General features: G+C 75.3%; 13 protein-coding genes. 10 read left to right on the top strand and 3 right to left on the bottom strand.

Going from position 1 to position 14,122, the window contains the following annotated elements:
* The first annotated feature begins 63 nt into the window (after positions 1 to 63).
* Positions 64 to 1,023, top strand: a complete 960-nt coding sequence (locus tag QWZ14_RS00065; RefSeq protein ID WP_290314504.1) for an alpha/beta hydrolase — start codon at positions 64 to 66, stop codon at positions 1,021 to 1,023.
* Here QWZ14_RS00065 and QWZ14_RS00060 read toward each other — a convergent pair.
* Both QWZ14_RS00060 and QWZ14_RS00055 read right to left on the bottom strand, forming a co-directional pair.
* Positions 1,004 to 1,519: a GNAT family N-acetyltransferase gene (locus QWZ14_RS00060; RefSeq protein ID WP_290314503.1), complete on the bottom strand. Its 516-nt coding sequence runs from the start codon at positions 1,517 to 1,519 to the stop codon at positions 1,004 to 1,006. The two genes, QWZ14_RS00065 and QWZ14_RS00060, sit on opposite strands and share 20 nt — an antisense overlap.
* A 260-nt stretch (positions 1,520 to 1,779) precedes the next feature.
* Positions 1,780 to 2,937, bottom strand: coding sequence for an amidohydrolase (locus tag QWZ14_RS00055; RefSeq protein WP_290314502.1), 1,158 nt, complete (start codon positions 2,935 to 2,937; stop codon positions 1,780 to 1,782).
* 232 nt (positions 2,938 to 3,169) lie between these two features.
* Between QWZ14_RS00055 and QWZ14_RS00050 the strand changes: the two genes are divergently transcribed.
* The 7 genes from QWZ14_RS00050 to QWZ14_RS00020 all read left to right on the top strand — a co-directional run bounded on the left by QWZ14_RS00050 (position 3,170) and on the right by QWZ14_RS00020 (position 12,654).
* A complete protein-coding gene (locus tag QWZ14_RS00050) occupies positions 3,170 to 5,050 on the top strand; it encodes an autotransporter assembly complex protein TamA (RefSeq protein WP_290314501.1) in 1,881 nt (626 codons plus the stop codon).
* 2 nt (positions 5,051 to 5,052) lie between these two features.
* Entirely contained in the window at positions 5,053 to 8,841 is a 3,789-nt protein-coding gene (locus QWZ14_RS00045; RefSeq protein ID WP_290314500.1) for a translocation/assembly module TamB domain-containing protein, read from the top strand.
* A gap of 30 nt (positions 8,842 to 8,871) precedes the next feature.
* Positions 8,872 to 9,075 (top strand): DUF2252 family protein, encoded by a 204-nt coding sequence (locus QWZ14_RS00040; protein WP_353959244.1) that lies wholly within the window; start codon positions 8,872 to 8,874, stop codon positions 9,073 to 9,075.
* A 70-nt stretch (positions 9,076 to 9,145) separates the two neighbouring features.
* The gene (locus QWZ14_RS00035; protein ID WP_290314498.1) at positions 9,146 to 9,445 is read left to right on the top strand and encodes a hypothetical protein; all 300 of its coding nucleotides are present in this window, start codon (positions 9,146 to 9,148) and stop codon (positions 9,443 to 9,445) included.
* Between the two features lie 95 nt (positions 9,446 to 9,540).
* Complete coding sequence (locus tag QWZ14_RS00030; protein ID WP_290314497.1) at positions 9,541 to 10,005, top strand: MarR family winged helix-turn-helix transcriptional regulator; 465 nt, start codon at positions 9,541 to 9,543, stop codon at positions 10,003 to 10,005.
* A 31-nt stretch (positions 10,006 to 10,036) separates the two neighbouring features.
* A complete protein-coding gene (locus QWZ14_RS00025; protein WP_290314496.1) occupies positions 10,037 to 11,113 on the top strand; it encodes an HlyD family secretion protein in 1,077 nt (358 codons plus the stop codon).
* Positions 11,113 to 12,654 (top strand): DHA2 family efflux MFS transporter permease subunit, encoded by a 1,542-nt coding sequence (locus tag QWZ14_RS00020; protein ID WP_290314495.1) that lies wholly within the window; start codon positions 11,113 to 11,115, stop codon positions 12,652 to 12,654. Before QWZ14_RS00025 ends, QWZ14_RS00020 begins: the two co-directional genes overlap by 1 nt.
* Before the next feature lie 10 nt (positions 12,655 to 12,664).
* Here QWZ14_RS00020 and clpS read toward each other — a convergent pair whose 3' ends face one another.
* Complete coding sequence (gene clpS, locus QWZ14_RS00015; RefSeq protein ID WP_290314494.1) at positions 12,665 to 12,976, bottom strand: ATP-dependent Clp protease adapter ClpS; 312 nt, start codon at positions 12,974 to 12,976, stop codon at positions 12,665 to 12,667.
* 183 nt (positions 12,977 to 13,159) lie between these two features.
* Here clpS and QWZ14_RS00010 point away from each other — a divergent pair, with 183 nt between their 5' ends.
* A complete protein-coding gene (locus tag QWZ14_RS00010) occupies positions 13,160 to 13,624 on the top strand; it encodes a hypothetical protein (RefSeq protein WP_290314493.1) in 465 nt (154 codons plus the stop codon).
* Positions 13,625 to 13,875: 251 nt separating this feature from the next.
* On the top strand, positions 13,876 to 14,122 hold a 247-nt coding region (locus tag QWZ14_RS00005; RefSeq protein WP_290314492.1), incomplete at its 3' end, for a hypothetical protein.

The following is a 14,122-nucleotide window of genomic DNA, read 5'->3' as shown; positions in this document are numbered from 1 at the left end:
AGTCCCTTGCCGCCGCGACGGCGGCGTTTTCCACTGGCCGGGCAGGACGAGGGAGCGATGGCGATGGATCGACGGATGGACCCGGAGATGGCGGCCTTCAACCGGATGATGGAGGACCGCGCCGCCGCCCTGCCGCCGATCCGGCTGGCGCTGCCCTTCGACACCCCGCGCGCCCTGACCGAGGCACTGAACCTGCCGCTCTGCGAGGGCGGGCCGCAGCCCGCGGTCAGCGGCGACCGCTGGCTGCCGGTGCGCGGCCGGCGGATCCAGTGCCGGGTGCACCTGCCGGCCGGGCCGGGGCCGCATCCGGTGCTGCTCTATGTCCACGGCGGCGGCTGGGTCTGGAACAGCATCGACACCCACGACCGGCTGATGCGCGAATACGCCGTCGCCGCCGGCTGCGCCGTCATCGGCCCGGATTATGCGCTGAGCCCGGAGGCGGTCTTCCCCCAGGCGCTCGAGGAATGCGAGGCGGTGCTGCGCTGGATCGCCGCCGAGGGCCCGGCGGGCGGTGCCGCCTGGGGGCTCGACCCGGCGCGCATCGTGCTCGGCGGCGATTCGGCCGGGGCCAATATCGCCGCCGGGCTCGCGCTGTCCCTGCGCGACGGGCCGGCACCGGTCCCGCTGCGCGGGTTGCTGCTAAACTACGGCGTTTTCGACAGCCGACTCGATACCCCAAGCTACCGCGAATTCGCCAGCGGCTACGGGCTGAACGAGGAACGCATGCGCTTCTATTGGGAGGCCTATGCCCCCCGCCCGGCCGACCGGCTGAACCCGCTGGCGGCGCCGCTGCGGGCCGGGCTCGAAGGCCTGCCGCCCTGCCTGCTGCACATCGCCGAGCTCGACGTGCTGGCGCATGAGAACCATGCCATGGCGGCCCGGCTGCGCGCCGCCGGCGTCACGGTCGAGAGCCGGGTCTTCCCCGGCACGGTGCATGGCTTCCTGCGGGCGGTGGGCTCGGTCGGCGCGGCGCAGCGGGCGGTGGCCGAGGCCGCCGCCTGGCTCAGGGCCCGCCTCGGCTGAGGCGCCGGGCCATGGGCAGGGCGCCGGCCCCGTAGCTGGCCAGCGCCGGGCCGGGCGGCAGCGGGTCCGGCGCGAAGCCGAGGCCGGCCCAGTACCCAGCCTTGCCGGGCAGCGCGAGCAGGCTGGCGCCGGCGAGGCCGGCGGCGGCGGCGGCCTGCAGCAGCGCCGCCACCACCGCCCGGGCCTGGCCGGTGCCGCGGGCCGCCGGGGCCAGCACGATGTCATGCAGGTGCAGCCGGTCCGGCCGCGGCGGCAGCGCGCCGAGGACCGTGTCCAGGGCCGGCGGCGCCGGGCCGGCCCAGGGATGGGCGATGGCGTAGCCCAGGGGCGCCTCCGGGCCGGGCAGGACGCGGCAGAAGCCCGGCGCCAGCGCCAGCCGGTCGGCGAAGACCGCCGGGGATTCGGGGTAGCCCGGGTGCATCGCCGCGGCCAGGGCGAGCACGGCGGGCAGGTCGGCCGGGGTCAGCGGGCGCCAGGACGGGGGGGCGGGAGCCATCCGGGCTGGATAGCCCGGCGCGGGTCGGCCGGCGAATCCGTCCGGCCGAGGGGGCCTGGGCGCCGATCAATTCGGCTCAACTCCGCTCAATTCGGCTCAAATCCGTAAAACAGCCGGGCCTCAACCCCTTGAGAAACCGGCAAAAAGGCGCGGAAATTTTAGAATTGAGGAATTGGGCGACCCCGCCGCCGGGCCCCGCCCCGGACGTGGGAAGGGCGGCGACATAGGATCAATATCCTAACAAACCGGCCGAAGGCAAGCTAATCCCCGGCCAGCGCCCGCTTCGCCACCTCGGCCAGGAAGCCGCTGGCGACCGGCAGGATGGCGTCGTTGAAGTCGTAGGCCGGGTTGTGCAGCTCACGGCCGCCCTCGCCGGGGCCGTTGCCGATCCAGACGAAGGCGCCGGGCACCTGCTGCAGGAAGAAGGAGAAATCCTCCCCGGTCATGGCCGGCAGCAGGTCGCGCCGCACCCGGGTGACGGCGCCGGCGGCGGCGGCGGCGGCCTCGCGCTCGGCCGGGTGGTTCACCGTCGGCGCGACGCCGACCTTGAAGACCACCTCGGCCTCCAGCCCGAAGGTGGCGGCGATGCCGGCGGCGATCCGGCGCATGCCGGTCTCGATCGCCTCCCCGGTCTCGGCGGTCAGCCAGCGGGCGGTGCCCTTCAGCGTGGCGCGGGCGGCGACCTGGTTCTGCGCCTCCCCGGCCTCGGCGACCGTCACGCTGACGACCGCGGCCTGCATCGGGTCGATGTTGCGGGCGACGATGGACTGCAGCGCCACGATGCAGTGCCCGGCGCCGATCATCGGGTCGCGCGTCAGGTGCGGCAGCGCGGCATGGCCGGCATGGCCCTCGAAGATGATCTCGAAGCGGGCGCCGGCGGCCATGACCGCGCTGTCGTGCACCGCGATGGTCCCGGCCTCGAGCCCCGGCCAATTGTGCCAGCCGAAGATCCGCTCCATCGGGAAGCGCTGGAACAGCCCGTCGGCGATCATCGACCGGGCGCCGCCGCCGCCCTCCTCGGCCGGCTGGAAGACCAGCTGGATGGTGCCGGTCCAGCTCTCGTCGGCCGCCAGCAGCGCCGCGGCGCCGAGCAGCGCGGTGGTATGGCCGTCATGGCCGCAGGCATGCATGACGCCGGGGATGGTGGAGCGGTGCGGCAGCAGGGCGTTCAGCTCCTGGATCGGCAGCGCGTCCATGTCGCCGCGCAGCCCGACCGAGCGGTTCGAGGCGCCGCCCTTGCCGCGGCGGAGGGTGCCGACCACGCCATGGCCGCCGACGCCCTCGGTCACCTCGACGCCCATGGCGCGCAGCTTCTCCGCCACGAAGGCGGCGGTCTGCCCCTCGTGCAGGGTCAGCCCCGGGTTGGCGTGCAGGTGGCGGCGCCACCCGGTGAGGGTCTCGGCAAGGGCTTGATCCATGCCCATATCCTAATGGGGATTCCGGCCGGGAGAACCCCTCCCCGCCCGGGCTCGCGCCAACGGGTTCCGCCGCGTCTGGCATGGCGCCCGGGTTGGCCCCTTGGGGGGGGGGCTTCGGCCGCGGCGGCATCCGTGGCAAGACGCCGGCGCCGCCGTCCCGTGCCGCCGGCCCCCGGCGCGGCGAAAGCGGCGCGGCCGGGAAACCCTTGCGCCAGGAAATCGCTTGAACGCCGTGCAACGATTCCTCCGCTCCCTGCCGTCCCTGTTCCTGCTCGCCGGCCTGGCCCAGGCCAGGGCACAAGCGCCAGAGCCGGCACCGATGCCGCCGGCGGACGCGACCCTGCCCTATGCCGTGGAGGTGGTGCCGAGCGGCGATTCCCGGCTGGATGCGGCGCTCTCGGCGGTGTCCCAGCTGGTCAGCCTGCGCGAGCAGGCGCCGACCAGCGTCGGCGGCGTGCTCGGCCGCGCCGAGGGCGACCGGGAGCGGCTGCAGCAGGCGCTGCGCTCGGAGGGCTACTGGGCCGGGGTCGCCCGCATCACCATCGACGGCACCCCGCTCGGCGACCCCGAGCTGCTCGCCCGGCTCGAGGCGGCGCCGCGGGGCACCCCGGTGCCGGTGCGGATCACGGTCGAGCCCGGCCAGGCCTACCGGGTCTCCAGCATCGCCGTGCGCGGCACCGAGCCGGCGGAGCAGCCGGTGGTGGATGCCGCCGTCGCCACCCCCTTCGGCATCGCCCCCGGCGACGTCGCCCGGGCCGAGCCGGTGCTGGCGGCGGAGCGGATCCTGCTCGACCGGCTGCTGGCCGCGGGGCATCCGCTGGCGGTGCAGGCCGGGCGGGACACCACGGTGGACCACGGCGCCAGGACCATGGAGATCGCCTGGCGGCTCGCGCCCGGCCCGGCGGCGACCTTCGCCCCGCCGGTGGTCGAGGGCGCGGTCGGCGTCGACCCCGACTTCCTGCGCCGCCAGGCCGGGCGGATCGCCGGCGAGCCCTACAGCCCGGCGACGCTCGAGAAGGCGCGGCGGGAGATGATGGCGCTCGGCCCCTTCGGCTCGGTCCGGGCCCGGGCGGCGGAGCGGCTCGATGCCGAGGGCCGGCTGCCGACCACCTTCACGGTCAGCGAGCGGGCCCGGCACGCGGTCGGCGTGACCGCCGCCTACGAGACCAATTACGGCCCGACGGTGAAGGTCTACTGGGAGCACCGCAACCTGTTCGGCGGCGCCGAGCGGCTGCGCATCGAGGGCGAGGTGGCGCGGATCGGCACCGGCGGCGCGCTCGACCAGATGACCTACCGCACCGGCGCGACCTACCGCAGCCCCGGCGTCTTCGGCCGCGACCTGACGCTGGTCGCCAGCATCGGCGCGCTGCGCGAGCGGCTGGAGGCCTACGACCGGGACGCCGCCACCGCCTCGCTGTTCCTCGAACGCCGGCTGACCGAGCAATGGACGGTCCGCGCCGGGCCGACCGCCGAATTCGGCAGCATCGGCCCGCCCGGCGGGACGCTGACCCCCTACCAGATCGTCGGCGTGCTGTTCGGCGGCCGCTACGACGGCACCGACAGCCTGCTCGACCCGTCCAAGGGCTGGCGCGCCGAGGGCACCGTCACCCCCTCCTACAGCCTGCGGGACAATGCCCCCTTTGTGCCGCTGCGGCTGGTCGCCAGCACCTACTGGGACGTGCTGGGCGACCGCCGCAGCATCCTGGCGGTGCGCGGCGGCCTCGGCTCGCTGCTCGGCGCCGGCCGAGCCGACGTGCCACGCCACCTGCGCTACTACGCCGGCGGCGGCGGCTCGGTCCGCGGCTTCGACTACCAGTCGATCGGCCCGCGCGACGAGCGCAACCGGCCCAATGGCGGCGCCAGCCTGGTCGAGGGCAGCCTCGAGTGGCGGCAGCGGGTCTACGGCGACTTCGGCGCCGTCGCCTTCGTCGATGCCGGCGCGGTCAGCAATTCCTCGCTGCCGGATACCTCGAACCTGCGGGTCGGTGCCGGCCTCGGCGTCCGCTACTACACCGCCATCGGCCCGGTGCGGGCCGACGTGGCGCTGCCGGTGGTGCGGCAGCCCGGTTCCTCCGGCTACGGTCTCTACGTCGGCATCGGCCAGGCGTTCTGAGCATGCGCATCGTGAAATGGGTGATGGGCGCCCTGGCGCTGCTGATTCTCGTGCCGGTGGCGCTGCTCGCCGGCGGGCTGGCCTGGGTGAATACCGAGGGCGGCCGGGAGTTCCTCCAGCGCCAGGCGGCGGGCTTCGTCCCCGGGCTGCGGATCGAGGGGCTGCGCGGGCCGCTGCCGGGGCGGCTCGGCTTCGCCCGGCTCGGCTATGCCGATGCCGAAGGCGAATGGGTGGTGCTGGAGGACGGCCAGGTCGCGCTCGACCTGACGGCGCTGCTCTCGGGCACCCTGCGCGTCGAACGCCTGGAGGCGGCGCGGGTCGCGCTGGCGCGGCTGCCGGCGGCCGGGCCCGAGGCGCCGCCCACGCCGCCGGGCGAGACGGTGCTGCCGAGCCTGCCCAGCCTGCCCGTGGCCGTCGCGCTCGACCGGCTGGCGATCGGCCGGATCGAGCTCGGCGCCCCGGTGCTGGGCCAGGCGGCGGTCTTCGCACTCGACGGCAATGCCCGGCTGGAATCGGGCGGGCTGCTGGCGGCGCTCGACCTGCGGCGGCTGGACGCCGAGGCCCGGGCATCGCTGAACCTGGCGCTGACCCCGGCGGCGGACCGGCTCTCGGCCCGGCTGACCTTCGACGAGGCGCCGGGCGGGCTGGTGGCGGGCTTCATCCCGCCGCCCGAAGGCGGCTGGGGCGAGGCGCCGCTGCACCTGGCGATGACGCTGGACGGCCCGGCCTCGGGCGCGGCGCTGGACCTGCGGGCGGGCATCGGCGAGGCGGTCGGGCTGCAGGCATCGGGGATGGTGCGGGCGACGCCGGATGGCGGCTTCGGCGCGACCCTGCGCGGCGAGGCCCGGGCGGCACCGCTGCTGCCGGCCGAGCTGCGGCCGCTGGCGATGCCGCTGGGCTTCGCGCTCGATGCCGACCTGCCGGCGAACCGGCGGCTGGCGCTGCGGGACCTGTCGCTGGCCCTGCCGGCCGGGACGGTGACGGCGAAGGGTGGCGTCGATCTCGGCACCGAGGCGCTGGACCTGCGGTTGGTCCTGGCCCTGGTCGAATCCCGGAAATTCGGCGCGCTGCTGCCGGCCGGGCTGGCCTGGACCGGGGTGGCCGCGGAGGCGCAGGTCACCGGCACCATCGCCGCCCCGGCGATCGACCTGACCGCGCAGCCGCAGGGGCTGGCGACCGGCGTCGCCCAGGCCGATGCGGTGCTCGGCCCGGCGCCGCGGCTGGCGCTGCAGGCCGCCCTGCCCGGCCCGAGCCTCGATGCGGTGCTGACCGGGGCCGAGGGACGGCTGGCGGCGAAGGGAACGCTGGCCGAGCCGATCGCCCTCGACCTCGAGGCCTCGCTGCCGCGGCTGGAGGTGCTCGGCGCCGGCTCGGAGGGGGCGCTGGAGGCGCGGGTCCATGCCGCCGGCCGGCTGGCCGACCCCGACCTGACCGTCTCGGCGCAATCCGGGCGGATCGCCGCGGCGGGACGGGTGCTGGAGGCGCTGAAGCTCGAGGCGCAGGTGGCGACCCCGGCCTCGGCGCCGCGCGGCACCGCTAGGCTGGTGGCAACCCTGGACGGGATGCCGGTGAGCCTCGACTTCCGCGGCCGGCCCGACGGCGAGGCGGTGCAGATCGAAGCGGCCGAGGCCAGGCTCGGCCCGGCCCGGCTGACCGCGACCGGCCGGCTCGATGCGGCGGCGAAGCTGTTCGACGGCACCGCCCGGCTGGAGGCGACCGACCTGGCGCCGCTCGGCCGGCTGGCCGGCGTCGCCGGCCTCGCCGGACGGCTGGTGCTGGAGGCGGCGCTGGCGCCGCGCGACGGGGTGCAGGGCTTCGACCTGAAGCTGGATGCGCCGCGCCTCGGCTATGCCGGGCAGGAAGGCAGTCTCGCCGCGACGGTCGCCGGCACCCCGCAGGCGCTGGACTGGACGCTCCGCGGCCGGGCGACGGCGGGCGACCTCTCGGGCCGCGGTAAGGTGACGGCGGCGGATGGCGGCTGGCGGCTCGACCTCGCGGCGCTGGAGGCCAGGGCGATGGAGGAGACCATCCGCCTCGCCGGCCCGGCGCGGGTGCAGCTCGGCGGCGACGGCGGGGTGGAGGTGGCCGGGCTGGCGCTGGCCATCGGCCAGGGCGGGCGGCTGCAGGCGGCCGGGCGCTGGGGGCCGGAGCGGGCGGACATGGGGCTGACCATCGCCGCCCTGCCGCTCGCCCTGGCCCAGCGCTTCGCCCCGGACCTCGCCCCGCGCGGCATGCTGAGCGGCGAGGTGCGGGCGACCGGGCCGGTGGCCAGGCCGGAGATACGGGGCACGCTCGCCGGCACCGGCATCGGGCTCGGCGCCGACTGGGCGCGCGGCCTGCCGCTGCTGACCCTGAAGGCGGAGGGCAGCATGGTCGGCGACACCACCCAGGCCCGCGCCGAGATCGGCGCCGGGCCGGCCGGCAGCATCACCGCGACGGCGCGGCTGCCGAGCGCCTTCGCCCCCGGCGGCTTCGGCCCGGGCGGGGCGCTGGCGGCGACGCTGGACGGCAGCCTGAACCTGGCGCCGCTGGCCGGGCCTTTCCTGGCCGCCGGCGCCGACCGGGCGACCGGGCGGCTGGCCCTCGCCCTGCGCGCGGACGGCACCCTCGGCGCGCCGCGCTTCGGCGGCCGGGCCACGCTGAGCGGCGGCGACTACCGCAATGCCAGCACCGGGGTGCGGCTGTCGGACATCGGCGGCGTGGTCACCGGCGACGGCACGAGGCTGGTGATCGAGCGGCTGGAGGGCAGGACCGTCGGCGGCGGGACCATCGGCGTCACCGGCTCGGTCGATGCCGGCGCGCCGGGCTTCCCGGCCGACCTGACCATCCGGGCGCGGAATGCCCGGCCGGTGAACTCCGAGCTGGTGACGGCCACCATCGGCGCCGACCTCCGGGTGACCGGGCCGCTGACCGGCGGCGGCGCCATCGCCGGCGAGGTGCGGATCGACCAGGCGGAGATCCGGGTGCCGAACACCCTGCCCGCCAGCGTGCCGACCCTGACCAACGTGCGCGAGCGCGGCCGGACCCCGCCGGGGGTGGTGCGGCCGCCGCCGCCCGTCGCCCACCCGCCGCCGCCGGGGCCACCGTTGAGCCTGGCGGTGAAGGTGGTGGCGCAGCGGGTCTTCATCCGCGGCCGGGGCATCGACGTCGAGATGGGCGGCGAGGTCCAGGTCGGCGGCACCACCGCCGCGCCGGTGCCCTCGGGCGCGCTGACCCTGAAGCGCGGGACACTCGACATCCTCACGCGGAAGCTGACCTTCCAGCGCGGCAACATCGGCTTCGTCTCGGGCACGCTGGTGCCGCAGCTCGACCTGGCGGCGCAGTCGACGGTGCGGAGCACGACCATCACCATCGCCATCACCGGCACCCCGACGGCGCCGGAGGTGAAGTTCACCTCCTCGCCGGAACTGCCCCAGGACGAGGTGCTGGCCCGGCTGCTGTTCGACCGCGCGACCGGCAACCTCAGCCCCTTCGAGATCGCCCAGCTCGCGGCGGCGCTGGCGCAGCTCACCGGCGTCGGCGGCGGCTCGAACCCGCTCGACCGGGTGCGCAACGCGCTCGGCCTCGACCGGCTCGGGGTGAGCAGCGCCGAGGGCAGCAACGCCGCGGCGGTCGAGGCCGGTCGCTACGTGGCGCCCGGGGTCTTCCTCGGGGTGCGGCAGGGCACCAACGGCGGCCAGACCGGGGTCGGGGTGCAGGTGGAGATCACCCCGAACATCAAGCTCGAGGGCCAGACCGCGACCGGGCCGGCGGGGGACCGGGTGGGGCTTTCGTATGAGTTCGAGTACTGACTCCATCGCGGCCTCGGCCGCCACTGCGCGGTGGTGCCGGGGGCGCTGGCGACCAGGCGGCGGAAGATGGCGAAGGGTGCCTTCGCCTTCCTCCGTGCCACCTGCTTCCGCTTCGCCGCGCAGTCTCCCTCGCTCGGCCTGCCGGCGGCGCCGTCGGTGCCGAGCAGCGGCGACGCGCACCTCGCCAATTTCGGCACCTGGCGGGATGCCGAGGGGCGGCTGGCCCGGGGGTGAACGGGCTCGACGACGGCGCCCTGCTGGCGCCCACCGCGCCGCGCCGCGCTCGCGCGAGGCGGCGGCGGCGGTGCTGGCGGGCCATGCCGCCCGGCTGGCGACGCCGCGCGGCTTCGTGCTGGACGAGGCGCATGTGGCGCTGCGCGCCTTCGCCGCGCCGGAGCCGGCCGCCCGGGCCAAATTCTGTGCGGGGATCGATGCCCTGCCGCCCTGCTCGGCGCCATGGGCGGGGAGATGGCCAACCTGCATGCCAGCGGCGGCGGCGGTGCGGGCGGCGCTGGCCGGCCTGCCGGCGGATTGGCTGCGCGACGCCGCCCGGCGGATGGCGGCGCTGGTCACCGCGGACCGGGAGGGCTTCCGCCGGGGCTGAGCGCATCGGCGGGATGCGCCGAGCGCATGGCAACCGCGACCCGGTCTTGCGGTTATGATAACGTGGCTTATCTTCAGCCGCGTGAGTGACCCCCGATGCCGAATTCCCCGCCGCCCGACGACCTGCTGATCCTGCTGACCGACGTGGCCCGGTTGGTCCGCACCCTGGCCGACCGCCGGGCACGCGCCCATGGCATGACCCGGGCGCAGTGGATGATCCTCGCCCGGCTGCGCCGGCACGACGGGCTGACCCAGCGCGAGCTGGCCGAGCTGCTCGAGGTCGAGCCGATCACCGTCGGCCGGCTGGTCGACAGGCTGGCGGCGCGCGGCATGATCGAGCGCCGGGCCGACCCGGCCGACCGCCGCTGCTGGCGGCTGCACCTGCGGCCGGAGGCGGCGCTGGCGCTGGCCGAGATCGATGCCGCGCGCCGCGCCTTCGACGCGGCGGCGACCCGCGGCCTGCCCGAGGCGCAGCGCGCCGCGGCCATGGCGGCCCTGCTGGCGATGAAGACCAACCTGCTGGCCGGGGCCGAGAGCGACGCCGCCGGCGCGGCTGCCTGAGAGAGCGACAATGCCCGAAGGATCGATGCGCGTGGAGACGCCGGACGCCCCGGCCGAGACGGTGGCCGAGGCGCCGCGGCGGCGGCCGCGCTGGCTGCGGCCGGCGCTGATGGCCGGCGGCGTCGTCGCCGTGGTGGTCGGCTCCGGCCTGTTCTGGCTGAACGGCGGCCGCTACGCCGGCACCGACGACGCCTATGTCCAGGCCGACCGGCTGCTGCTGGCGACCGACGTGAGCGGCATCGTGCAGCGCATCGCGGTGCATGAGGGCGACCGCGTCGCCGCCGGCCAGGTGCTGGTGCAGCTGGATGAGGCGCCCTTCCGCCACGCGCTCGACCAGGCGAAGGCGCAGCTGCAGCAGACCGGGCTGAACCTGGCGGCGATGCAGGCCGACTACACCCGGCTGCAGCGCGACGTCTCGGCGCAGGAGGCGGCGGTGCAGCTGGCACAGGCGACCTTCGACCGCAGCGCCCAGATCGTCTCGAGCGGCGCGGTCTCGCGCTCGACCTACGACCAGGGGCGCTACGGGCTGCAGCAGGCGCAGCAGACGCTGGAATCGCTGCGCGCCCAGGCCAAGGTCCAGCTCGCCAAGCTCGGCGGCACCGCGGATGCGCCGGTCGAGCAGCACCCCGACTACCTCGAGGCCGCGGCCAGGCTGGCCGAGGCGCAGCGCCAGCTCGACCACGCGACCCTGCGGGCGCCCTTCTCCGGCATCGTCACGCAAGTCTCGACCCTGCAGCCCGGGCAGTACCTCGGCGCCGCGACCCCGGCCTTCGCCCTGGTCTCGGGCGAGCAGGTCTGGGTGGATGCGCTGCCGAAGGAGACCGACCTCACGCATGTGAAGCCGGGCGACGCGGCGACCGTCACGATCGATACCTATCCCGGGGTGACCTGGAAGGCGGCGGTCGAGAGCATCAGCCCGGCCTCGGGCTCCACCTTCAGCGTGCTGCCGGCGCAGAATGCCTCCGGCAATTGGGTGAAGGTGGTGCAGCGCATCCCGGTGCGGATCCGGGTCGAGCAGCCGGAAGGCGGGCCGCAGCTGCGGGCGGGCATGAGCGCGGTGGTCTCCATCGACACGGGGCATGTGCGGCACCTGTCGGACATCTTCTGATGGCCGCCGTGGGCCCGGGCGAGAAGGTCCCGAACCGCGCCATCATCACGGTCTGCGCCATGGTGGCGACGCTGATGCAGGCGCTCGACGGGACCATCGCCAATGTCGCGCTGCCCTACATGCAGGGCGGGCTGGCGGCGACCTCGGACCAGATCACCTGGGTGCTGACCAGCTACATCACCGCGGCCGCCATCCTGACCGCGCCGGTCGGCTTCCTCGCCGGGCGGTTCGGCCGGCGGGCGGTCTTCCTCGCCTCGGTCGGCGGCTTCACCCTGGCCTCCGTGCTGTGCGGCGCGGCGCAGTCGCTGCCACAGATGGTCTTCTTCCGGCTGCTGCAGGGCGCCTTCGGCGCGGCGCTGGTGCCGCTCAGCCAATCGACCATGCTCGACATCTACCCGCCGGAGCAGCGCGGCTCGGCCATGGCGATCTGGGGCATGGGGGTGATGGTCGGGCCCATCCTCGGCCCGACCCTCGGCGGCTGGCTGACCGAGAGCTGGAACTGGCGCTGGGTCTTCTACGTGAACCTGCCCTTCGGCATCCTCGCCTTCCTCGGGCTCTGGCTGTTCCTGCCTCGGGAGGAGAACGCCCGCGGCCATGGCTTCGACTGGTTCGGCTTCGGCGTGCTGGCCTTGGGGATCGGCGCGCTGCAGATCATGCTCGACCGCGGCGAGCTGCTGAACTGGTTCGGCTCGACCGAGATCATCGTCGAGGCGGTGCTGGCGGGGCTGGGCATCTACCTCTTCGTCGTGCACATGGCGACCGCCGAGCGCCCCTTCATCCCGCCGCCGATCTTCGCCAACCGCAACTTCGTCGCCGGGCTCGGCATCATGTTCGCGGTCGGCGCCATATTGCTGGCGACCTCGGCGCTGCTGGCGCCCTACCTGCAGACGCTGGCGGACTACCCGGTCTTCACCGCAGGGCTGGCCATGGCGCCGCGCGGCCTCGGCACCATGGCGGCGATGTTCCTGGCCGGGCGGCTGGCGAGTGTGATCGACCCGCGCAAGGTGATGGCGGTCGGCGTGCTGATGCTGTCCTGGACGCTCTGGGAGATGACGCGCTGGACGCCCGACGTCTCGATGTTCACCCTGGTGACCACGACCATCGTGCAGGGCATGGGCCTGGGCTTCGTCTTCATCCCGCTGAACCTGGTGGCCTTCGCCACCTTGGATCCGAAGCTGCGGACCGACGGGACCTCGCTCATCAGCCTGATGCGGAACCTCGGCAGCGCGATCGGGATCTCCGCCATGGCGGCGATGCTGACGCGCAACACCCAGGTGGTGCATGCCGACCTGGCGATGCATGCCTCGCCGCTCAACCGGGCCTTCGACCTGCCGGCGGTGCATCAGTGGTGGAACCCGGCGACGACCCAGGGGGCGGCCCTGCTGAACCAGGAGATCACGCGGCAGGCCAGCATCATCGCCTATGCCGACGATTTCTGGCTGCTGATGGTGCTGGCGCTGTCGATGCTGGTGCTGCTGCCGCTGATGCAGCGGCCGCCCAGGGCCGCCGCGGCCGACCCGGCGCATGCGGCGATGGACTGAGGCGGGGCGGCTACTCCTCCGGCTCGGTCGTGAACAGCAGCGGATAGCCCTGGCGGCGGCCCATGTCGGTCGCCGCCGTCGCCTTCTCCTCGGCGAGCTCGCGGGTGAAGACGCCCACCACGCAGACGCCGCGCTGGTGCGCCGTCATCATCACCCGCTGGGCCTGGCTGTCGTCCAGCCGGAACTGCGTGCGCAGCACGGTCACGACGAAGGACCGCGGGGTGAAGTCGTCGTTCACCAGCAGCACCTTGTGCAGCTTCGGCCGCTCGACCTTCAGCTCGGGCTTCAGGCGGGGGATGGTCTTGGTGTCTGGGTCAGGCATCGGGAACCTCCCGCCGGGTCATGCTGCCGCCTATCTGCCGGTCCGGCCGCGCCGGCACAAGCCCGGGCGGCGCCGGCTGCGGCGCCGGGCGCCGCCTTGGCTTGGCCATGCCGCGACCATGCCGATGCCGCCGCGGCGTGGTCAAGCGCGTTGCCGCCGCAACAACCACAGGGATGCCCCGCCATGGATCGCCGTGCCCTACTGCTTGCCGCCCTGGCCCCCGCCCTGACCCCCGCCCTGACCGGCGCCGCCCAGGCCCAGCCCTGGCGCGAGGACGACCGCAACCGCCGCCTCGACGAGGAGAACCGGCGCCGGGCCGAGGAGGAGCGCTTCCGGGTCGACCAGGACCGCGCCCGGATCGAGGCGGAGCGCGGCCGCGGCGGCGACCGCCGCGACTGGGACGGCGACCGCCGCCAGGGCGGGTACGGCCGCGAGGAGGAGCACCGCCGCCGCGCCTGGGAGGACCGGCGCCGGGCGGAGGAGGCCCGGCGGCAGGACTGGGAGACGCGCCGGCAGGAGGCCGAGGCGCGGCGCGAGGCCCGGGAGCACCGCCGCGAGGAGGAGGCGCGCCGCCGCGCCTGGGAGGAGGGCCGGATGGAGGAGGAGGCGCGCCGCCGCGCCTGGGAGGACCGCGCCCGGATGCGCTGAGCCGCCGGGGGCGCAAGTCCCACCTAAGGACAAAAGGCGCAAGCCGAGGAAATTCAACTACAGGTAAGGTATCCTCCAAGCATCGTCGCGCCATCGGATGCCGGGGCGGCGGCAGGGGAACTATCGGTACGGTACGGTCGATTAGACCTGGAGCGATCCGCGGCTCCCCCCGCCGCGGCGTCACTTGCCGAACCCTCGCCGCTGCACCCGGAGACTCAGACCTCCCGCTACCCCCCAGGGAGACCATTCGATTGACCCGCATTGATGCCGACGCTGCCCCCCCGCAGCGCGACCTTTCCTCCTGCGCCCATGTCTCCGCCGCCCGCCGTTCGGCGCGGCTCGCCCTCGTCGCCGTCCTGCTCGCCGGACTTTCCTTCGCGCCCCAGGCGGCGGCCGCGCGCGCCAGTGGCCAGGCCGCCGAGGCGGGCCAGCGCCGTGCCGTCCCGGCGGCGCAGGCACGGCGCAGCCGGCCGGCGCCGGTCGCCCGGCCGCCCGCCC

Origin of the sequence: Paeniroseomonas aquatica (assembly GCF_030409335.1) — a bacterium.
Taxonomy (GTDB): Bacteria; Pseudomonadota; Alphaproteobacteria; order Acetobacterales; family Acetobacteraceae; genus Belnapia; species Belnapia aquatica.
The sequence above is the reverse complement of the archived record's forward strand: the minus strand, read 5'-3'. Positions and strand labels throughout refer to the sequence as shown.

Coding starts and splice junctions, on each gene's coding strand:
- QWZ14_RS00065 (WP_290314504.1), top strand. CDS start 64: ATGGATCGACGGATGGACCCGGAGATGGCGGCCTTCAACCGGATGATG.
- QWZ14_RS00030 (WP_290314497.1), top strand. CDS start 9,541: ATGCCGAATTCCCCGCCGCCCGACGACCTGCTGATCCTGCTGACCGAC.
- QWZ14_RS00045 (WP_290314500.1), top strand. CDS start 5,053: ATGCGCATCGTGAAATGGGTGATGGGCGCCCTGGCGCTGCTGATTCTC.
- QWZ14_RS00020 (WP_290314495.1), top strand. CDS start 11,113: ATGGCCGCCGTGGGCCCGGGCGAGAAGGTCCCGAACCGCGCCATCATC.
- QWZ14_RS00055 (WP_290314502.1), bottom strand. CDS start 2,937: ATGGATCAAGCCCTTGCCGAGACCCTCACCGGGTGGCGCCGCCACCTG.
- QWZ14_RS00010 (WP_290314493.1), top strand. CDS start 13,160: ATGGATCGCCGTGCCCTACTGCTTGCCGCCCTGGCCCCCGCCCTGACC.
- clpS (WP_290314494.1), bottom strand. CDS start 12,976: ATGCCTGACCCAGACACCAAGACCATCCCCCGCCTGAAGCCCGAGCTG.
- QWZ14_RS00060 (WP_290314503.1), bottom strand. CDS start 1,519: ATGGCTCCCGCCCCCCCGTCCTGGCGCCCGCTGACCCCGGCCGACCTG.